The organism is Glaciecola sp. 2405UD65-10 (assembly GCF_048820975.1).
In the GTDB taxonomy this organism is placed as follows: Bacteria; Pseudomonadota; Gammaproteobacteria; order Enterobacterales; family Alteromonadaceae; genus Glaciecola.
In genome coordinates, this window is the sequence record NZ_JBMEUF010000001.1 from 1,359,148 (window position 1) to 1,380,358 (window position 21,211).

Below are 21,211 nucleotides of genomic sequence, written 5' to 3' on the forward strand. Positions count from 1 at the left end.
TTAGGGCTTACCTTCCTTTACCGAACAATACAATTTCAACTGTTCTTACCAAAATGAGCAGATCCAACAGCAAGCTCTGGTGCTTCACATAATACAAATCAAATTTAAGTTTCTCTAAAGAATCTTTGACACTAGCGCCATATGGATAGTTCAGTTGAGCCCATCCGGCAAGGCCAGGCTTCACGTTATGTCGCTGGTCATAGTAAGGGATTTCTTTAATCAGTTGTTCTACAAATTGCGGGCGTTCAGGACGCGGGCCAATAAATGACATTTCACCTTTAAGTATATTCAGTAATTGCGGTAACTCGTCTAGCCTAAACTTTCTAATAAAGGCACCTATTGCTGTCACTCGGTTGTCATTCTTACTTGCCCATTTAGCCCCATCCTTTTCGGCATCAGGGCGCATACTTCGAAACTTAAGAATATTAAACAAACGACCGTCTTTCCCCACGCGTTGCTGCTTATATAACACGCCAGCGCCAGTGCGATAGCCATCATCGATATAAATAATCAAGGCGGTAAGTGCCATAAACGGCCAAACAATCAAAAGTAAAATTATCGCTAATGCTACGTTGATCCAATAATCAGCCACCGTTCGAAAAATTTGTGGCGATTTAAATCCGTTAGAATATATTACCCAGCTAGGGTACATCATATCTACTAAAATTTGTCCCAGCTCTCGCTCTATAAAGTCGAGTAAATCAGTCACCCTAACGCCTTTTAACCTTGCGTTAAACAAAACGTTGATAGGTAAAGTGCCTCGGCGCTGGTCATTAGCAATTACAATTTCGCTAACGTCATTTTCAACAATATATTGTTCTAGTTCGTTTTCAACATCCATATGAGATATTGCTTCATCAACAATGCCTGCATCAATTTGGTCTCCTGGCATTGGAATAAATGAGAGTAAGTTAAAGTTGTGACGGTCAACCTCACGGCGCATGCGTTTTTCAATTACCGATGCTCTTACGCCTGCACCTAACACTATAATGTTGGGGCGTGTTGAAAACGATTCTGTGTTGTGTACAAAGTATCGAAAGGTTACTAGCCCCAAAATGATTAAAGTAACTGAGAACAATGCATGTAAATAGTGTTCAGATGTATCATCAAAAAACACACTAGCTAGTAGTTCGGTTATAAAATAGCTAACAATTGCCGAAACGAATAAGCGCCGTATAATCCCTCTAAATGGTTCGCGTAATCGCTGTTCATACAAGCCCACCGATAAATTAATGGTAACCACGGAAAGCGTATATAAAACTATATTAATTAATGTGCCTGAGGTGTTTGCCGTATCGTATAAATACAGCCATTGTAAAATTAAGGCAGCTAAGTAGGTTAAGCCAGCAACTATTAATCCTTCGCTGATAACCAACTTAATTGTGCTATTTCTTGACTTCGAACTACTGGTCATAATTATCCATATTAGTGGGTATTCGGCGAATCGCCCTTTTATAATGCCTTTCTCTATTTAAAAATAAAAGCATTTCTACGTATGAAAAGCCTCCGTATTATAGAGAAAATATACCATTGGTAAATAGAACATTTATGTAAGTCGTGAAAACTTCATAATTATAGTGCATAATGCAGCAAGTTCTTGCTATCACCATGTAATAATTTGGTGTTAACATTAGAAATTCTGAAAATTAAGGGAAATAAGATAATGAATTGGGCCACGTTTTTTGCATTCCTAAAAGGTAACCTTCACAAAACACACTTCGTTAAGGGGCTATTAAGCGCAGTAGGTATCACTATTTTAGTGTCGGGGTGTTCTACATCCACTCTACCTTCAGCAACCACTAGAGCTTCACTTACGACCAATGTTGATGACTATCAATATTTGATTGGTCCGGGTGATAATTTAACTATTTTTGTTTGGCGGAACCCGGAAATATCCGGCAATTTTATTGTTAGACCTGATGGAAAGGTAACCACCTCTTTAGTAGAAGATGTTGAAGTCAGTGGGCGTACACCTACAATGCTTGCTAGGCAACTTGAAGAGCAACTTTCTACTTACATTAATAATCCTCGCGTAACGGTGTCAGTATCACGTTTTAATGGCCCTTTCAGTGAACAGGTTCGCGTAATTGGTGAAGCAACCAACCCTAGAGCTGTCAATTATACCGAGAATATGACCTTACTAGATATAATGATTGAAGTAGGCGGGTTAACACAGTATGCAAGTGGTAACGGCGCAAAATTAGTGCGCGTAGTGAACAATAAGCAAGTTACCTATGACATTGATATTGAAGATTTAGTTAAAGATGGCGATATTACTAAGAATGTCGATATGTTACCTGGCGATATTATCATCATCCCAGAAGCTTGGTTCTAGGTAGTAGCTTAAGAGAATTATTATAAATGCAAGATTTACAGCAGACCATTCAACTTGTTCTTGATTATGTTCGTGGAATTTGGGTCAAAAAACGTTATTTAATCATTTGTTCTTGGTTGATTTGTCCTTTAGGGTTTATCTATATAGCCAATATGCCCGATGTATATGAGTCAGAAGCTCAGGTATTCGTTGACACCCGCTCAATGCTCCAAAACACCTTGGTGGGTATGGCCATGTTCACTGACCCTGAACAAGAAGTTAGGGTAATGGCCAATACGCTTAAAAGCAGAACCAACCTAGAGAAAATTGCTCGAGAAGCAGATTTGGATATACAAGTAACTACTGACGAAGATTACGAAAAATTGATCGAATCATTAGGAACAAATATAAACATGAGTTCTACTGATCGCACTAACATTTATACTATTTCTTATACATCCGAGAAACCAGATGATACAAAACGAGTAGTACAAGAAACATTAGATTTGTTTGTAGAAGGTTCATTAGGTGGCAATAGACGAGATTCTGATAACACAAGCCGGTTTCTAGATGAGCAGATTGCTGAATTCGAGGCTCGCTTAGCGGAAGCCGAACAACAGCGTGCAGAGTTTCAACGAAAATATTCAGAAATCCTTCCAATGCAAGGCACGTTTCATAGCAACCTTCAGTCAATGAACAATCAATTGGCTGAAACGAGGCTAAGTATTAAAGAAGCCGAGCAGAAAGCTGAAACCTTAAAGAGTAGACTGACTCGCGATAAACAAGCATCCGACAGCTTTTCGGTTCAAGGCGGCAATAGCGCTCCTGTTATTACCACTCGTTATGACGCTCGTATTATTTCACTTGAAGAAAACTTAGACGACTTGCGTCTTCGCTTTACCGATAAACATCCTGATGTAATTGAAACCACCGCACTATTAGAAAGCTTACAAGATGCTCGCCAGCGCGAGATTGAAGCTTATATGAACCAAGATGACGGTACAGATTCGCCTATCATGAGCCAGTTGAATCAGGAAATAAGCTTAGAAGTTAGCCGACTTGAGGGCCAAATTTCTTCCTTGCGCGTTCGTGAGACTAATTTCGAGTCAAAAATAGAGGAACTTAAAACTAAGATTGACTTAGTTCCGCAAATTGAAGCAGAAGGTATTTCTAAAAATAGAAATTACAACATTGTAAAACAGAAATATGAAGAACTTTTAGCGCGCAAAGAAGCGGCTAATTTAACCAGAAGCGCCGAGATTTCATCTGATGATTTACAGTTTAAAATTATTAAGCCGCCGCTTGTGCCTATGGCGCCTAGTGGGCCTAATCGCTTCATATTCTATACTGGTGTACTAATTTTAGGATTTGGCGCAGGTATTGGTCTGGCATTCTTAATGAGTCAATTGAAACCGGTACTGGTTCGCGGACAACAGCTTACCAATATTACAGGCTTCCCTATTTGGGGTGTAGTTACTCACCTTGACTTAGATAGCATAAGACGTAAAAACAAATTTAGAATGGCCGTATTTGCTGTATCTACCGGCGCAATAATATTTATGTACGGTGTATTAGTGGCAGCTGATGTAATGAATATCGACCTGCTGAGTAAGGTTTTATAATGAAAAATACCATCGAAAAAGCTTTGCAAAAGCAACAAGAAGAAAAACTGCAACGCGAAAAAGAATCGGCACTTGGCCTTGAACAAGATAAGCAAGTCGTCACAGATGCTCGCTCTAGTGCTCAAAGCCCTATTGGTGCGAGTATAGTAAATGAAGGCGAAGCTATCGAAGATACAAAGCCCAAAGGCAGCTATAGTAAAAATAGCATGGAAATCGATATAGATAGATTACAGCGCCTAGGTTTTGTAAGTTTAGATAACGCAAGAACGCTGATTAGTGAAGAATATCGCGAAATCAAACGTAAACTACTCCAAAATACTTTTGGTCCTTTGGCTGGTACCCTTGAAAAAAGTAACATTATCATGGTTAGTAGTGCCCGTCCGTCAGAAGGGAAAACCTTTACAGCAACCAATCTAGCTATCAGCATAGCTGCTGAACAAGATAAAACTGTTTTATTAGTTGATGCAGACGTTCTAAAACCTAACGTACTGAAAACACTTGATATTACAGAAAAGACAGGTTTAATGGAGTACCTGCTTGGTGATGTTAAAGATCTAAGTGAAGTTATTTACCACACCAATATTCCTAAGTTGAAGATCATCCCTGCAGGTCGCTCGCATCACTTATCAACTGAGTTGTTGGCAAGTACAATTATGAGCGACACTATCGAAGAGTTTTCTACTCGATACTCTGACCGCGTTGTAATAATTGATTCACCTCCTCTTATTGGCATAAACGAATCAGTGGTTCTGGCTAATCTTGCTGGCCAAGCAGTTATTGTGGTTGAAGAAGGCAAGTCAAAAATGAATGATATTCAGGTAGCGGTAGAACGTCTTAATCCTGATATGGCGATTGGCTTTGTTGTGAACAAATCTATTAACTATTCCGACAATGGCGGTTATTACGGCTATCAATACTATGGTAGCGTCAAGGAAGATTAGAATATTATTATGGGAATTAAAGCTCAAGCGAATAATTTCAGTTTAGCAGCAGGTGCAATCCGTTTAAGTTTGCTAAGCAAAACGGCTATTAGCACCGGGCTTTTAGTCGCATGTTCAACGGCGCTTTCAGGGGAATTGAAATTTGACGTAGGTATTGAAAATACTTACGTTAAACAAGAAGTAGATGCCACTGGTAATTACGCAGATAGCTCTGAAAATATAATAATTACTCCCTATTTAGGCTTTACCTATACGGCTAGAGATTTAGAAGCTTCTTTGTTGGCAGAGCATAATCATGTGAGAAGAAGTTTAGACGACGCCGATAGTACCAATAACTATACTAATTTCACTTATAACACCCATTACGATATTATCCGTAACCTTCTATACGTGAATGTTCGCGGCTCACAGCAGTATAATTCCTTAAATAATCAAACTTTTTCTGTTGATGACTTCTTACTTAATTCAGAAGACCTTACCGAAAGCAATTATCATTCTGGCGCCTTAGTGCTTAATTTACCCACGGGTAATTATTTTGGTACATCAGCATCACTCAGTTATTCTTCGTCAAGCTCTAAAAGAGAAAGTAACAATGACTCAGTGACCTCAGGAATATTTAGTAACTCTGATAATGAAACCTATGGTGCTCAATGGTCATTAAATAGTGGCGACGATATAAGGCCAATATCATTTTATTGGGATGCCACAGCCCAACTTTCAAAAAGAAATTCGCTTGGCGATTATAAAAGTAATTATATCAGCGGCTCTATCGGTACCATTGTATACCGTGATTTAAGTTTAAATCTACTTGGCTCTTATGAAACAAATGAAGTAGAAGATACCGACTTAAATGCTCAAGGAATAGATTCTAAGCGTGAGTTCCAGTCTTACGGAATAGGGCTTCGCTGGCAGGCTTCTACCGATAGATACATACAAGTGGGTTTTAATAAGTCTAAAACAACTGGTGATTCTCTTGATAATACTTCATCAGTTGACGAAGAAGACGAGTACATTAGTTTAGATACGAGTTGGCAATTTTCACCCAGAACAATTCTTTCTGCTGCATTTTATCGTAGGTTTTTTGGCGACTCTGCAAATGTAATGCTTTCGCATAATCTTCGAAGCTGGCGCTCTCGCGTTAGCTATAGAGAAGACGTTAATACCAATACGCAACTATCACAGATTTCTGAATTGGGCTTATTTGTTTGTGACAATGGTGCGGCTGACTTAGCTGAATGCACCCTGCCTGATTCTATAGACTTATCTAATTTAGATGCTGGCCAAATAGTGGTTCCATTTGTTGAAACTGGCTTTGAACTGAACGATAACTTAATTTTAAGAAAGTCACTGAGTATTCAAAGCTCTATTACGAGAAGACGCACAACCGTTTCTATAGTAGGCACGCATTCAAAAAATGAGAATCTAGAAGCATCACGTATAACGGAAACTCAGAGCCTAAGGTTTTCTACTCTTTTTGATATTTCGCAAAGAAGCAAATTATTGTTCAATGCAAATTACACAGAAAATGAACAGACTTTTTCTGAGCAGTTTGGTGCGAACATTGTAAAAGAAGCTTCCGTTTCTTTTACTCGACAAATGACAAGGCGTTTTTATGCATCCTTAGGCTTACGTTATTTGAATCGAGATGGTGACGAAAACGTTAATATAGGAGGCATTAGTGGCATAATTGGCCCACTGACCGACCGCCGAATTTCAGTATCTATTGAATACAAATTTTCTAAAGAGTAATTGTAGCGAGATGTATGATACATCTCGCCATGTCTATTTATCGTCTTCGTTTTTTAATCTTACGTAAGTTTGATACTTTTTCTTCAATAATTTATCAATGTACTGTGTTAGCTTCACTTTGTGTTTAATTGCATCATCTAAAGCATCAACAAGCTCTTCTAACATATCTTTATAGTATTTTGTATCTTGCACTACATTACCATTAGGTGTGATATGAGGAGGCTCACCAGCTTCGCGCGTACTTTGTGCAACGTTTTCGCTATTAGCCGTTTGTTTATCAATAGGCTCAAGGGCCGCATCGGCTTCTGGTGTAAACATCTCCTCTTGTACTTCTTCTATTACAGACTTCACGTTATCAACATTAAAAGACTCAAGTTCTTCTAGAAATCCAAATAATAGAACGCGGTCCATTAGCGTATTTATCTTTCGCGGAACACCTTTCGTAAATTCAAATATGGCATCGAAAGCCGTATCAGTAAATAAATCCGTTCTTTGACAACCCGCATGCTCTAAGCGATATTGAATGTAAGCACAAGTTTCTTCTATATTAAGCGGCGCCAAATGGCACGAGGCCACAATTCGTTGCCTAAACTGCTCCATGTTAGGTGCTCGTAAAATAGGCTGCAATTCAGCCTGCCCCAACAAAAAACTCTGCAATAGAGGCTTGCCTGCGTGCTGGAAGTTAGACAGCATTCTAAGCTCTTCAATGGTTTCAAGGGGTAAATTCTGAGCTTCATCTACTAACAACAAAGCGCGTTTGCCAGTAGCGGCTAAATGCTCTAAAAACTCACGCAAACTTTCTAGTAGATCGGTTTTCGTTTTACCTTGAGTATCGATGCTAAATTTTGACGCCACCATCTTAATCACTTCATCGGGTGATAATTTTGGCGTGACAATTTGTGCCGCATAAATATCGGCTTCGATATTATCGAGCAAACTGTTCGCAATAGTCGTTTTTCCAGTGCCAATATCACCCGTAATAACTATAAAACCTTCGCCCTGTGACAAGCCATATTGAAGGTACGACATAGCTCGCTTATGCAGTTTACTCGCAAAGAAAAACTCAGGATCGGGTGTTAATTGAAACGGTTTAGAATTTAAACCATAATAACTTTCGTACATAAAATTTTATCCGTAAAGTACGCTTAACGCGCTAAATTTGTTAATTTCTGCATTTTAAAGGCAGATTATCCTTATGATTTGTTATCAATAATTTGCGAAATAATACCCGTGGTTGATACCCCATCTTCAAAACCCAGGGTTTTCACCTCACCTCCGTTGGCCATTACTTCATCGGCACCTGCTATTTCATGCACTTGATAATCTCCCCCTTTAACTAGCACATCAGGAAGGATACTGGCGATTAAGGCTTGAGGTGTGTCTTGGTAAAACTCAACTACCCAATCTACTGACGATAAACCAGCTAATACAGCCATTCTGCGATTCACATTGTTAATAGGCCTGCCATCACCCTTAAGCTTACTGACTGATGCATCTGAATTTACTGCTACAATTAAACGATCACCCAACGCTGCAGCCTCAGCTAAATAACTTACGTGTCCAGCATGCAAGATATCAAAACATCCGTTGGTCATTACTACCTTTTCACCCTTTTGCTGCGCTTGCTTTACCGCTAACAAAAGTTGATCTTGGTTTAAAATTCCGCCGTCACTCGCTTTATGCTGATTCAAAGCAATTGCTAATTCGGTAGTGGTAACACTAGATGTACCAAGTTTACCAACAACCACACCTGCAGCATGGTTAGCAAGCTGTGACGCGTATTCTATATCGGCACCTACTGCTAAAGCACAAGCCATAGTTGATACCACAGTATCACCTGCTCCTGTCACGTCATATACTTCACGTGCTAAGGCAGGCATATGATGCGCTCTGCCCGACGCGCTAAATAAAGACATGCCTTTTTCAGAGCGTGTAAGCAATACATGTTTTAGCTGGTTATTTTCACAGCAGCTCAATGCTTTTGCATGCAATTGAGCTTCGTTTTCAGTGTGCCCGTGTACTTGTTCAAATTCAGCTAAATTAGGCGTAATTACACTCGCTCCTTTGTATCGCGAGAATGAATTCCCTTTTGGGTCAACTACAACAGGCTTACCTTTCTTTGAGGCTAATTCAATGAGTATCTCAACTTCCGACAATGCGCCTTTTGCGTAATCTGACAAAACAACGGCATCTACTTTATCCAAATACTGTGTATATTTGGCGACCAATTCATCTTTATTCACATCAGTGAATGATCGCTCAAAGTCCATTCTTAACAGTTGTTGATTTCGGCTAATAACTCGCAGTTTAGTGATGGTGTTGTAATCTTTCAAACTAATGAAATCGCAATTAACCTCTCTTGCGCTTAAATTTCGCTTAAGTGAGTCAGCTGCATCATCTTCACCAACATAGCCAATTAACGTCACCTTTGCTCCTAGCATTGCGGCATTTACGGCAACGTTAGCAGCTCCACCCGGGCGGTCTTCGGTTTCGCTTATGTTGACCACGGGCACAGGAGCTTCTGGAGATATTCGAGCTGTGCTTCCTTGATAATAGCGATCAAGCATAAGATCCCCCACCACCAAAAGATTTGCTTTTTGAAAGTCGGGAAGCGTTTTAAGTGAAGTTTGTGAAAAAGACATATACACCTTGGGTCAAGTTTATGCGAAAATTTAATTCGATTACGATTATCTAATAGAAAGTATAACAGTGACTAGCCAATGCATTGAAGAAAAATCCCTCCAACCTTGGTTTTTATATGTGCTTGAAACAAAACATAAGCATTTTTACACCGGTATTACGACCCAATGGCGCCGGCGGTTTATTGAACATAGTAGTAATACGGTTAAATCGGCCAAGGCCTTACGAGGGAAAGGCCCTCTTACCCTGCGATATTGTGTTCAAGTGCCAAGCCATAGCATTGCCTTGCAAGCTGAATATTGGTTAAAAAAGCAGGGGAAAAACAAGAAAACGAGTATTGTTGAACACTCAATACCACTTCCCTATCCCCATACCTTGGTAGATTTTAGTAATATGGCTGAGTAAGCCAACACTAACATAGTGTACTGAACGGTCACTTAGCCAAATATATTAGCAAATAACATAGCAATCCCAACTGACAAAACAGCTTCAATGCTGGCAATACCAATATTATGTTGCAACGACACCTCTGTTTGCCTATTAACGCCGGCTAACACTACTCTTTTGGCAATGCTTGTTAAGAACATCAACATGCTTGCTAATAAAAACCCAGAAATTAACCATCCCGTGATGTTGCTCACATAAGCTGTTGGCTCATAAATAAGAATTTTGCTAGCCGCTGAGACCGCAATAGCAATCCCAATTAGGTTACCACCGTGCTGAATAGCTAAAGCGATTTGTCCATTGCATAAGGTGCGCTGAAAAGAGCTATTTTGATTTTTATCAGCAAATCTAAATTCATATAAACGCGTTGCAAAAAGCAGTACGCTTAACACGACCAAAGCCCCTGAAAATACAGCAACAAAGGCATTAGCATCGGCCCCATCAGCCCAATCAATAATGCTTTTTGCTACAATTGCACTGGCAACTGCTGAACACGCGTCCACTATAGCCACAGACACATTCTTTTCACCAATCATCTCTTCTTTATCTAAGCGATTCAAAATAAGTTTGTCGTGTCCAAAGCGACCAATTTTTACGAGTAATATACCCAACAAACCAAATAACAGCATACCTAATGCAGCGGCTTCGTACCCTAGTCCAGTATGGCGACCTACCACAGATGAAAGCACAATAATAAGCGCGAACATTCTGCCGGCCATACTGATCCCGAAGGCAAAATTATCTTTTACACCTAATTCCTCTCTAACACTTACCTTCTTAAATAGGCCTGACAAAGAACGAATAACAAATAAAAGTAAAAGCGTGATGCTCACGTCTATGGCTAGATATATTGCTAAATCATTTGAAAGGGGAATTAATTTTACTAACTGTTCCATAGGTTTCTCATAATGCGCTTTACCATTTAAGTTTCTTAGATTGCTTAAGGGGTAATGGCCATAATCCTTTGTTTTCTATTGAAAGCTTATATAGTATGACGGTATATCTTCAATGGCAAAATTACCGAAGCAAATATGCATAATTTACACGAAAAAGCGAAACAAGCGTTTGACACTTTCTACGAAAAAGCCAGTCGTAATAGTAATAATATTGAAGTAGTTAATCAGCACCAAGCGCTTATTTTACAAGCCTTTTATTACAGTGATTTTATACAGCGTATTGCCACACAATATAGTGACGAATTTATTGGGTTGCTCCCTAACATTGCATCATTTGACGCGAGTAAGGCTATTGAGCATTACTGCTTGGAAAATGTACAAACAGCACTCAGGCAAAATTTAGCAGAAAGCAGTGATGAAACTCAAGCCTACGCACACATTCGAAAATGCAGGCATTTGAACATGATGCAAATTGCTTGGCATGATTTTTTAAATGAGCAAAGTATCACCGACTCGTTGCAAGTAACCTCACATCTAGCCAATATTCTTATTAACGAAAGTTATCACTATTTATATGAACAGCTTTGCAAACGTTTCGGTGAGCCAGAAGAAAAGCAAGATTTACTGATTTTAGCGATGGGAAAACTTGGCGGCAATGAGCTAAATTTTTCATCCGACATTGATTTAATTTTTACCTACCCCTATAGCGGTGAAACTCACCACCCTAGAAAGCCTATAGAACATCAGGTTTTCTTTACGCGTTTAGCGCAGCGATTTATTAAAATGCTTGACCATGTAACCCAAGATGGCCGCGTATTTAGAGTGGATATGCGCCTGCGACCATTAGGGGAAAGTGGCCCTTTAGTTTTACCCTTTAGTGCTTTTGAAAGCTATTATTTAGAACAGGGGCGTGAGTGGGAGCGCTTCGCCATGCAAAAAATGCGAATTGTAAATAACACGCCATTTAACGACGAACTTAAAAGCATTATCACACCTTTCGTTTACCGCAAATATATTGATTTCACTACCCTTGAGTCGATTCGCGAAATGAAGCGTTTAATAGAAAATGAAGTCCGCCGCAGACAAATTACGAATAATATAAAACTTGGAAAAGGCGGCATAAGGGAAGTTGAGTTTTTTATCCAAAGTATTCAGCTTATACACGCAGGTAGAGACGATGCATGCCAAACGCCATCAATACTTAGAGCGATGAAGGCATTAGTTAACGCGGGCTTTTTAGATGCAAAAGAACAAGAAGCTTTGCAAGCCGATTATTTGTATTTGCGTAAAGCAGAGCATTACATTCAAGCTTTCAATGATGAACAAACACAAACACTGCCTGAATCAGAACATAACCAAGAGCGCCTTAATGCATTAATCCAAGGTGATGAACAAAGTGATTACCAATTGCTAATTAGCAATTGCATGGCTCGCATCAACAAGGTCTTTAGTAGCTTGGTAGATGATGCCAACGAAACTAAGCAGAAGAACAATAACGACCCAATTAACGATACATTTGATGATTTGTGGCACGTTGAAATGCCTGAAGAGGAATTTATAGATACGTGTTCAGCTTTTTTTGACGCCCGAGGTGCTAAGGTATTGTTCCATCACCTTGGCTTATTTAAAAAGAAAGTTGACCGTAGTGGCGTGAGTGCTCGCGGAGTTAAATCGATTAATAAACTTATGCCGCTTTTGTTGCATGAATTTGGTGTCGAGAAAAACAGTTTAGCAGACGATGAAATAGAAGGCTTGTTTGGTATTTTACAAACTATTATAGGGCGAATAACTTACATTGATTTGCTACTTGAGCATCCCGACGTGCGTCATCGCTTGCGTTTGCTGTGTAAAAAGAGCCCTTGGATAAGCCAGCAAATAGCACAATACCCCTTACTTTTAGATGAACTTCTACACCCTATTTATTTAAATGAAGATACTCTTTCACTACAAGAATGGAAATTAGCCTGCGCTGACCAATTACGCCAAAGTATGCTTCGCGTTGATTTAGAAGACCCTGAAATGGTCATGGACAAGCTCCGTGAATTTAAACACACCAATCAGCTAAGAATTGCTGCAGCCGATATTATGGGTGTTTTGGCTATTAACCAAGTGAGTGACAAACTTACTATATTAGCTGAAGTCTTGATGCAACAGGTCATAGAGTATGCATATACACAAATGATTGAGCTATACGGTATCCCCAGTGGAGGTGATCTTGAATGTAAAAATATTGCCTTAATTGCCTACGGTAAATTTGGTGGAATAGAGCTGAGTTATGACTCTGACTTAGATCTCGTTTTTTTGCACAATACTGACCTTTCAGGTAGTACCGATGAAAGCGGATCACGTAAGCAGCTTTCCAATCAAGAGTTTTATATTAAATTAGTGCAGCGAATAAGCCATATTAGCGGCACAAAAACGTATAACGGCATTTTATATGAAATTGATTTACGGCTGCGTCCTTCGGGCAATTCTGGATTATTAATAAGCCATGTTGATTCATTTGCAGAGTATCAACAAGAAAAGGCCTGGACTTGGGAACATCAAGCCCTAGTGCGTAGCCGAGTGGTTTATGCTTCTCAAAGCCTAAGAAACAATGTTTATACTATTCGTGAACAGGTCATTGCGAAGCATCGCGTAAAAAGCGAATTGTGTTTAAGCGTTTATGAGATGCGCAGAAAAATGCGCGACCACTTGTTGAAAGAACCCAACGCAGAGATGGATTTAAAGCATACACACGGCGGAATTGTTGATATTGAATTTATGGTGCAATATTGGGTATTGCTATCAGGTGAGCAGCACGCAAAACAATTGCATTGGTCTGACAATTTAAGATTGCTCGAAACCCTCTGTGAAATAAATGTGATTAGCAAAGAAATGCAACAAGGGCTAAGCAAAGCTTATTTAAGCCTTCGACACGCTTCGCATCGTTTGCAATTAGCAAAACTTAAGTATGCAAGAGTAAACAGTGAATTGCTAAACGCAACTCAGTATGTTGCCGAATGCTTCGATGAACTATTTAGCGCTTCCTAAACCTGCTAATAGTTTTGATATAAAGACCCGGCGCTTTTTTCGCAGTTCTCGTCTAAATATTCGGTAGCTTCGTCGGTAATCACTAGCGCTCGTTTTTTAAAACAAAAATAAATAAGAATAGGTTGTTCGAAATTCGAGTCAACCGCGCCAGCGATATCTTCTAACATCCCCACTAGGGTGTTTGATGAAACAAAGCGCTCTCTAATGATGAAGTCTTGATTTAAATCCCAAATTAACTTCATCCCTTCTTTAGCAACAAAAGCCTTTGCCTCTTGCATAAGAGTGCTATCTTTAGTGAACGGGCGCTCTTTGTATTCGCCACTCCAGTCATCCATAGGTGGATGATTCTGTTCGCTTACGTTATTAATCGCATCTGCTAAGTCTCGTTCCTGATTATCAAGAAGCACTACAAAATCACCATAGCGCTCTTTTATAGGGTCTCTTGAAACTTGCTTAAACTCTTCATAAAACCGTGAAACATTGGCAGCTACGCTATTTTCATCCGCGGGGATGCTAGTGTCAGTTTCGGTAGGATTTGGAACGAATACAAGAAACGCAATGGTTACTAATATAACGGCAATAATGCCCGCAATGCGTTTTAACCAAAAATTGCGCAAATTGTCTACTGCCATTAATGTTGCCCTTCTAATTTCATCTTAAGCTTTAGGCTTAATACAAGATACGCTAAACATTAGCGATACAAAGAATCAGGCGCTTGCTTTGGTCTTGTCTTAAAGCGCTTATGCATCCACAGATAACTTTCAGGCTGCTCAGATACAGCCGAAAGTATGTCTGCATTTAAGCGAGTAAGGATGCTTGTTTGATCAGATTCGGATTGACCATTATTGTTAATATCGGCTAGGTAAGGCAAATCTGAAACTATTTTCACAACATACCCGGTGTCAGTGTATTGTGACGTAATTAAAAACGGAACCGCATCCGTTCTACTTGCAAACATGAGTGTAGCGGTTGTTGTGGCAGTTTGTTCAACACCACCAAAAGGTACAAAAATAGATTGCTTAGGGCCATAATCTTGATCGGGTAAATACAAGCAAAGCTCTCCTTGATTCATTGCCGCAATCAGCGCCTTCGAATTACGCTTGTCGATCATGTATTTATTTGAGCGGTTTCTACCGCGGTACTGTAAATAGTCTAGCAATAGATTGTCGTGTTTACGATAAAACGCAATTGACTTATGTGCGTACCCAATGCCTCTGCACGCAAATTCTACATTCACGTTGTGCAGTGCTAAGCCAAATACGCCCTTCCCACTATCAAGTACGGCTTGTATTTTTTCAAAGCCTTCTACTTTACAGTGTTTTTGCATACGCTTAGATGACCACCACCAGCCCATGGCCGTTTCAAATAGTGCCATGCCTGTGCGGTTAATATTATCTTGAAAAACCTGCTCTCGTTTCTCTTGTGACCAATGAGGAAAACATAAATCAATATTGCGTTTAGCTACAAAAACACGTTTTGCTGCAATACGTTTTAGGAGCTTTCCAAACCCAAAGCCAAGCTTGCGAATAATCGGATAAGGCAACTGAATAAGACAAAATAAAATAAAAGCGCCTAACCAGATTAACCAATAATTAGGTAATAAAAACTTCCAAGAGAATTGGGGGGCAACAACATGTTTGATTGGACTTGATATGGAACGTGGCAAAGCTACACCTCAAATAGTAAATGAGGATTAAGTTTACATTAGAGTGCTAAGGCGCACCAAACTAATTATTAATACTCTTTCACTATTTGTTTTAACTTTTTCTCGAAGGCTTCAAAATCACTACTAGAGCCATAATCAAAATGATATTGATTATGAAAGCCAAAACTTAGTTTAACCTTTGCATCTTCTAAATATACGGTATAGCCATCAAAGTCCGTATAAGCAATTACGCCGTTTAAGATATATTGCTCATGCTCTTTTTTGCCATTTTGCCTAATTTTTTCAAACGCTTCGAGTAAAAATTTGCTGTCTAGTTCGTTTTTCATTACTTCCTATTTTTCAAAAGTTAAGTCTAATTCCTAAGTAAGTCGCACTAGTGGAATAACCATTTTCTCCTGACATATATTCAGCTTCAATTCGTAGCAGTGTTGAGTGGTGTATATAAAAATCGAAACCTAAACCCACCACACCAGCCATACCGCTTTTACTGGTTTGGCATAACATAGCGTCTTGCTGAACAGCTAAAATACTGCTTTGTCCACCACACAAAGGGGCGGAAGCTAAATATGACTCGCTTGTATCGACTCGTGCAATACCAACCCTATAAAACAATTCACCATGCCGATTCCCAGCACGGCCTAATGCATTTAAATATATGTTGTCTATTTCTATACTGCTATTTTCGAAATTTAGTTCGTCCATTGACAATATTTCTTCGCCCAAAGATTGAAAACCCGCTTCAAAACTCCAGCTCCGGTTGTATTCATAACCCACGCCAAGTTTATAACTAACGGCATCTAATGACTGACTTTGGCTCAAACCATCATAATCATTTGAAGCATATCCTAAACTCGTAATGCCGTAAAAGTTTTGCTGTGCAATTGACTGTTGCGTCATAAAAACGAATACCAATGACAACAAGCTCTTAAATAAACACTTCTTAGCGCTCACCTTCAGTAACATATTTTATCCTTTATTTTCTGCAGCTTAGCTAAATATTTCAAGAAAAATAGTAAGGACCGCGCATACAAAAGAATGACATCTATTTGTCAGTCACGTGCCCATCAAAGCTTAAAAAGCAAAAAACGCGCCAGCGTTAATTCTAAATGTTAAAACTGGCGGTATTATGAAATGAAGTAAGATTTAATTAGAAGAAGTATTCTACTTTGAGTGCTATATGATCATCCCGACGCATATAATATAAAGGGTCTTGTTCTACCCCTGATGAAAAGAAATAACCATTTAACGCTAAACGCCAATTCTGATTTAAGCGAGTTGACCCCTCAACGAAAACAGAATAACTCGCTGAGTTGTCAAGGTCTCTAACAATGCCAAGAAGAAGGTTTGAGCTTGCAAAATCGTTAAGCTCAAATCTAGCGCCCACCATCAGGTCATTTTGGCCAGTAATGAAATCTTGTTCTTCTCGTTCATCATATTGATGCTCCATCAATATGCCTAAGTCAAACCCCGTTTCATAGAAGTCACCTATGGTGTATTCAAAGCCCGCTACATAAGCGTTAAAACGTTGGTCTAGGCTTTTGCCGCTTAAGGCCTCTAGTTTAAATAAAAATGAATCATAAACATACAAAGCATCAATACTAAACTGTTGAAGTAAATTGTATTTCGGTAGTAAAGCTAATTCACCCATTTCATTGCTTTGCACCTCTATAATAGGCAGCCTTGATGTGCCGTCAAAATATGCCAAACCTAGCTCAAGATTGCCTAAGCTTTGTTGCCATCTAACCGCGTAATCAATATGCGATTCTTCGTCTTCTGACTCGTACAAGGCCTTGTTAGCACTTATGGGCAATGGACCCCGCAAGCGTCCATCTACACCTGGAAAGGTTCGTTCTCTAAAATAAGGTAATACGTAAAAGCTAATTGCACCCGTATCAAGCAAATAGCGCACATCTAGCATTGGCTGGCCTAATTTTTCTTCATTGTTAATGGATTCCACAAAATCAGTTTGATTGATAACATCCACTAAATGAAGAGATTCCGTTTGCCCCCAAAACACTTTTCCGATACCTGCTCGCACTTCCCAACTGTCAAAGAAGTGAGCATACATTAACTCACGAACGTCTACGTGAGTTCGCTCTTCATCTCGTTGATCAATCCGCGCGAACGGCTTAAAACTTAAGTATCCATCTCCTAGCGAAGTGTCAAATTCAGGCGCAATTACCAAAGAAGCTTGGCTATTGGTTTGATTACTGAAAAGGCTGTCTTCCATAAAATAGCGTTGTTCAATAGCAACGCTACCAGCATAATTGATATCAGATTGTGCACTTATCTCACCTGCAATTAGAAAACTCCCCGTTGCAACTGTAGAAATGAAGCGAGTCAGCAAACTGATTTTTTTTAGCATATTTTTAAAGCCTCTTTATGTATTTGTAGATTAACGCAAGCGTTGCAGTGCATTCTTGGTAAAATATTTGTCAGTTAAACCCGTCTTAAATTGAATATCATCAATAATTAAGGTTGTCGATTTATCTGATTGGACATTTACCATATCAAGTTGATGCGCACGCCAAAACTTATCTAAATGAAGCTCGTATTCTGAAGGTTCAAGTACTTTCAACAAAGCTCCTTTGCGGTCGTAAAACTCTGTACGTTGCATTCTATAATGGGCTTTATCTACCCACACAATCTGTTTGGTATATCCTGAATATTTGTCGGTGGGTACTTGCTCCACCACAAAGCAGTCTAAGTCGTTGTATTTTTCATCTCTAAGATAGGCGAAGCTAAACTTCTCTAATTCAAACGACGTCATATCCTCGTAGGCAAATTCACTTCCCATGAACGGGCTCGATTTATTACGTGTTGATATTCTTTTAACACGCTTGAGGGCAGGTAGGTATATCCATTGATCGTCAGCGCCGTCCGTTTTTGAAAAACTCAAAAAAGCGGTACCGGCTACATCTTTAGGTAAATCAAAAATAGTGAGGGACTTATCTCCATCACCCTCAACTTCAAGTGTCGCTACACGAATCTCGCGAACAGATTCATCACCCGTTGGACCGCGAAGAATCATTTGCATATTCGCATTGGTATCTTGCCATCCCATATCTCGCTGCTTAACTTCTGTGGCAATTTCAAGACCTTTCTGACTGCTTTTCGCTAGCGCATTAGATGATTGAACAAATGCACTTACAGTTATTACTACAAACCCCAATAAGTATTTATAGATATTTGCATTAAGCTTTTGGTTCTTCATATATATCCTTTCGTTTCGGCACTGAATTCACTGCAATTAATCAATGTTAATGCTGCTTGAATCTCTAAGGTGCAATACTTTACAACTACTAAGCAATAACGGCAGAAATCGCAAAACATTAAGCCATGATTAATTATATACCACCTGTTGCATAAGTCACAGTTTTGTTAATTTTTACGTCTTGGGTGATTTACAGAACTTCGCTTATATTGACAATAAATGTGTACACAAAATAAGCATTTATTATCACATTATTTTGACCTTCTTTGATTTTTATGTTCTCATACCACCTCAACTGGTCAGATGAGCGGATAAGTTAAATATGAGTATAAGAACTAACCTTAAAAAAGTGTTACCTCCAATTTCGGTAACAGAGCAAGAAGCACTGGATGCTGGTGACGTATGGATTGAATCGTCAATTTATCAAGGTAAGCCTGATATGGCTGCTTTGCGTCAATTACCACAAGCAACCTTAACTGCTGAAGAAAAAGCTTTTATGGATGGTCCTGTTCAACAGTTGCTTGAAATGATTGATGACTTTGAGTTGCAAAACTCAGAGCATATTCCTGATGAAATTTTATCGTTTTTAGGCAAAGAAAAATTCTTTGCGATGATTATTCCTAAGCAATTTGGCGGTCTTGAATTTAGCCCTTATGCAAATTCAACGGTAGTAACTACCATTGCTACAAAAAGCGGCGCAATTGCGGTAACCGTTATGGTACCAAACTCTTTAGGCCCTGGTGAGCTATTAATGCACTACGGCACCGAAGCACAACAAAACTACTGGTTGCCAAAATTATCGGTAGGTGAAGACATTCCATGTTTCGCACTTACTAGTCCAGAAGCCGGCTCTGATGCAGGTTCTATTCCCGATGCAGCAATTGTGACAAAAGGCGAATGGGAAGGAAAAGAAGTGGTTGGTTTGCGAGTTAGCTGGGATAAGCGTTACATTACGCTAGCGCCTATTGCTACTGTACTTGGATTGGCATTTAAAGTGTTCGACCCAGACCAACTACTTGGAGACCAACTAGAGCTTGGTATTACCTGCGCCCTACTTCCAAAATCACATCCAGGTGTTGAACTAGGTAATCGTCACGATCCTATGGGCGTTCGTTTTTATAACGGTACTACTCGCGGTAATGATGTGTTTATCCCGATGGACTTTATCATTGGTGGACAGAAAAACATTGGTAAAGGCTGGCAAATGCTAGTGGCCTGTTTAGGTGCAGGACGTGGTATATCATTACCTGCAATGGGCGTGGCTACAGCGCAATCAGCATTTAAATCTACGGCAGAATACTCTTTCGTACGCGAACAGTTCGGTGTGCCAATTGGTCGCTTTGAAGGTATCCAAGACAAACTTGCTGATATCGCGGGTAAAACGTTCTTGCTAGAAGCGATGCGCGTATTAACAACTGAAGGTTTAGGCGAAGGCTTGAAGCCGTCAGTAGTAACCGCTATTGCCAAGTACCACATGACCGAACTTGGTCGTGACGTAATGAACTCAGCAATGGATGTTCAAGCAGGTAAAGCTATTCAGCGCGGGCCGCAAAATACCCTTGCAAACGGCTATTCAGCACTGCCTATTGCCATTACGGTTGAGGGTGCAAACATACTTACCCGCAACTTAATGATTTTTGGTCAGGGCGCTATGCGTTGTCATCCACATTTGAAAGAAATGGTTGATTTAATTCACTCAGAAGATGCAAATGCAGATGCCGCGTTCAACAAGGTGCTGGGTAAAACAGTTAAGTTTAGTACTAAAAACGCATTTAGAAGTATTGCTAACAGCTATTTACCATTTATACGCAATGCAGAGTCTAGCTTGCCGGAAGTTCGTGGTTATGAGAAACGTTTAAACTCTGTAGCCGCGAAACTGGCACCACTAGCTGACTTCTCATTGCTGGTACTAGGCGGTGACTTGAAGAAAGCCGAACTACTTTCTGCAAGACTAGGTGACGTTATTAGTTACGTTTATGCAGGAATGGCAGCCGTTAGATTCTACGAGCAACGCGTTGAGAATCGTCAAGAAGCGCTTCCGTACTTTAAGTACGCTGTTGAGTGGTCATTGCAACAAGCAGAAAAAGCCATAGTGGACTTCGTGAATAATTTCCCGAACACCCCAACTAAGGGCTTGATGCGTGTATTAACTAACACTTACAGCAATTCTGTAAGCGGCATCAGCGATGACTTAGTGCGCGAGTTGTCAACAGCTTCTATGCAAGATAGCAGCATTAAAGCACAGTTGACCCATGCCGTAGTAGTTACCCCTGGTGACGGCAACGATATCAATGAACAGGCCTTTAAAGCGAAGCATGCGGCTATGCCTCTTCTTAGCAAGGTTCAAAAAGCATTACGTAAGTCACCTGTTATTCCATTCTTATCATTCGAGAATGCGGTTAATAAGTTACAAGAAAGTGGCCAATTAACTGATGCAGAAAAAGCAACACTACTTGAGTACAACGAAAAACGTAAGCTTGCAGTTCGTGTTGACGAATTCACATTTGATATGGAAATTGTAGGTATTGACGGAAAAGTAGAAGAAGCAAAAGACGCTAACGCTGCATAATCTATCAAGCACGTTTAAAAGGGCGCTATTTAGCGCCCTTTTTTATGCTTAGCATTAGAGTAAGCAATAAAAATCGTTTATCATTTACCAAGAAAAACGACAATAATTACATAAGAACACTAT

General features: G+C 39.7%; 17 protein-coding genes. 7 read left to right on the forward strand and 10 right to left on the reverse strand.

What is annotated here, in order from left to right; translation table 11 throughout:
- Positions 1-7 precede the first annotated feature (7 nt).
- Positions 8-1,420 carry a TIGR03013 family XrtA/PEP-CTERM system glycosyltransferase gene (locus ACOI22_RS06230; RefSeq protein WP_420672327.1) on the reverse strand — a complete coding sequence of 471 codons (1,413 nt, stop codon included), beginning with the start codon at positions 1,418-1,420 and terminating at the stop codon, positions 8-10.
- A gap of 243 nt (positions 1,421-1,663) precedes the next feature.
- On the opposite strand from ACOI22_RS06230, the gene ACOI22_RS06235 reads away from it, so the two are divergent.
- From ACOI22_RS06235 to ACOI22_RS06250, 4 genes are read left to right on the forward strand one after another with little or no spacing between them, the layout of a single operon-like run.
- Complete coding sequence (locus tag ACOI22_RS06235; RefSeq protein ID WP_420671148.1) at positions 1,664-2,335, forward strand: XrtA/PEP-CTERM system exopolysaccharide export protein; 672 nt, start codon at positions 1,664-1,666, stop codon at positions 2,333-2,335.
- Between the two features lie 26 nt (positions 2,336-2,361).
- Positions 2,362-3,936: an XrtA system polysaccharide chain length determinant gene (locus ACOI22_RS06240; RefSeq protein ID WP_420671149.1), complete on the forward strand. Its 1,575-nt coding sequence runs from the start codon at positions 2,362-2,364 to the stop codon at positions 3,934-3,936.
- Positions 3,936-4,877 carry an XrtA-associated tyrosine autokinase gene (locus tag ACOI22_RS06245; protein WP_420671150.1) on the forward strand — a complete coding sequence of 314 codons (942 nt, stop codon included), beginning with the start codon at positions 3,936-3,938 and terminating at the stop codon, positions 4,875-4,877. Before ACOI22_RS06240 ends, ACOI22_RS06245 begins: the two co-directional genes overlap by 1 nt.
- A gap of 9 nt (positions 4,878-4,886) precedes the next feature.
- On the forward strand, positions 4,887-6,626 hold the full coding sequence (locus ACOI22_RS06250) for a hypothetical protein (RefSeq protein ID WP_420671151.1): 1,740 nt from the start codon (positions 4,887-4,889) through the stop codon (positions 6,624-6,626).
- A gap of 33 nt (positions 6,627-6,659) precedes the next feature.
- Here ACOI22_RS06250 and ACOI22_RS06255 read toward each other — a convergent pair whose 3' ends face one another.
- Both ACOI22_RS06255 and hldE read right to left on the reverse strand, forming a co-directional pair.
- A complete protein-coding gene (locus ACOI22_RS06255) occupies positions 6,660-7,748 on the reverse strand; it encodes an XrtA/PEP-CTERM system-associated ATPase (protein WP_420671152.1) in 1,089 nt (362 codons plus the stop codon).
- A 71-nt stretch (positions 7,749-7,819) separates the two neighbouring features.
- Positions 7,820-9,268 (reverse strand): bifunctional D-glycero-beta-D-manno-heptose-7-phosphate kinase/D-glycero-beta-D-manno-heptose 1-phosphate adenylyltransferase HldE, encoded by a 1,449-nt coding sequence (hldE, locus tag ACOI22_RS06260; protein ID WP_420671153.1) that lies wholly within the window; start codon positions 9,266-9,268, stop codon positions 7,820-7,822.
- A gap of 67 nt (positions 9,269-9,335) precedes the next feature.
- On the opposite strand from hldE, the gene ACOI22_RS06265 reads away from it, so the two are divergent.
- Positions 9,336-9,671 (forward strand): GIY-YIG nuclease family protein, encoded by a 336-nt coding sequence (locus ACOI22_RS06265; protein WP_420671154.1) that lies wholly within the window; start codon positions 9,336-9,338, stop codon positions 9,669-9,671.
- Between the two features lie 32 nt (positions 9,672-9,703).
- Here the strand turns inward: ACOI22_RS06265 and ACOI22_RS06270 are convergent, their stop codons facing one another.
- Positions 9,704-10,606 (reverse strand): DUF350 domain-containing protein, encoded by a 903-nt coding sequence (locus tag ACOI22_RS06270; protein WP_420671155.1) that lies wholly within the window; start codon positions 10,604-10,606, stop codon positions 9,704-9,706.
- Between the two features lie 135 nt (positions 10,607-10,741).
- On the opposite strand from ACOI22_RS06270, the gene glnE reads away from it, so the two are divergent.
- On the forward strand, positions 10,742-13,639 hold the full coding sequence (gene glnE / locus ACOI22_RS06275) for a bifunctional [glutamate--ammonia ligase]-adenylyl-L-tyrosine phosphorylase/[glutamate--ammonia-ligase] adenylyltransferase (protein WP_420671156.1): 2,898 nt from the start codon (positions 10,742-10,744) through the stop codon (positions 13,637-13,639).
- A gap of 5 nt (positions 13,640-13,644) precedes the next feature.
- Here glnE and ACOI22_RS06280 read toward each other — a convergent pair whose 3' ends face one another.
- From ACOI22_RS06280 to ACOI22_RS06305, 6 genes are all read right to left on the reverse strand, one after another.
- Positions 13,645-14,271, reverse strand: coding sequence for a TcpQ domain-containing protein (locus ACOI22_RS06280; protein WP_420671157.1), 627 nt, complete (start codon positions 14,269-14,271; stop codon positions 13,645-13,647).
- Between the two features lie 59 nt (positions 14,272-14,330).
- Entirely contained in the window at positions 14,331-15,305 is a 975-nt protein-coding gene (gene lpxL, locus ACOI22_RS06285; protein ID WP_420671158.1) for an LpxL/LpxP family Kdo(2)-lipid IV(A) lauroyl/palmitoleoyl acyltransferase, read from the reverse strand.
- 68 nt (positions 15,306-15,373) lie between these two features.
- Entirely contained in the window at positions 15,374-15,631 is a 258-nt protein-coding gene (locus tag ACOI22_RS06290) for a DUF3081 family protein (RefSeq protein WP_420671160.1), read from the reverse strand.
- 13 nt (positions 15,632-15,644) lie between these two features.
- The gene (locus ACOI22_RS06295; RefSeq protein ID WP_420671161.1) at positions 15,645-16,268 is read right to left on the reverse strand and encodes an outer membrane beta-barrel protein; all 624 of its coding nucleotides are present in this window, start codon (positions 16,266-16,268) and stop codon (positions 15,645-15,647) included.
- 184 nt (positions 16,269-16,452) lie between these two features.
- On the reverse strand, positions 16,453-17,670 hold the full coding sequence (locus tag ACOI22_RS06300; RefSeq protein WP_420671162.1) for a hypothetical protein: 1,218 nt from the start codon (positions 17,668-17,670) through the stop codon (positions 16,453-16,455).
- A gap of 30 nt (positions 17,671-17,700) precedes the next feature.
- Positions 17,701-18,519: an outer membrane lipoprotein-sorting protein gene (locus tag ACOI22_RS06305; RefSeq protein ID WP_420671163.1), complete on the reverse strand. Its 819-nt coding sequence runs from the start codon at positions 18,517-18,519 to the stop codon at positions 17,701-17,703.
- A gap of 322 nt (positions 18,520-18,841) precedes the next feature.
- On the opposite strand from ACOI22_RS06305, the gene ACOI22_RS06310 reads away from it, so the two are divergent.
- Positions 18,842-21,088, forward strand: a complete 2,247-nt coding sequence (locus tag ACOI22_RS06310; protein ID WP_420671164.1) for an acyl-CoA dehydrogenase — start codon at positions 18,842-18,844, stop codon at positions 21,086-21,088.
- Positions 21,089-21,211: the final 123 nt, after the last annotated feature.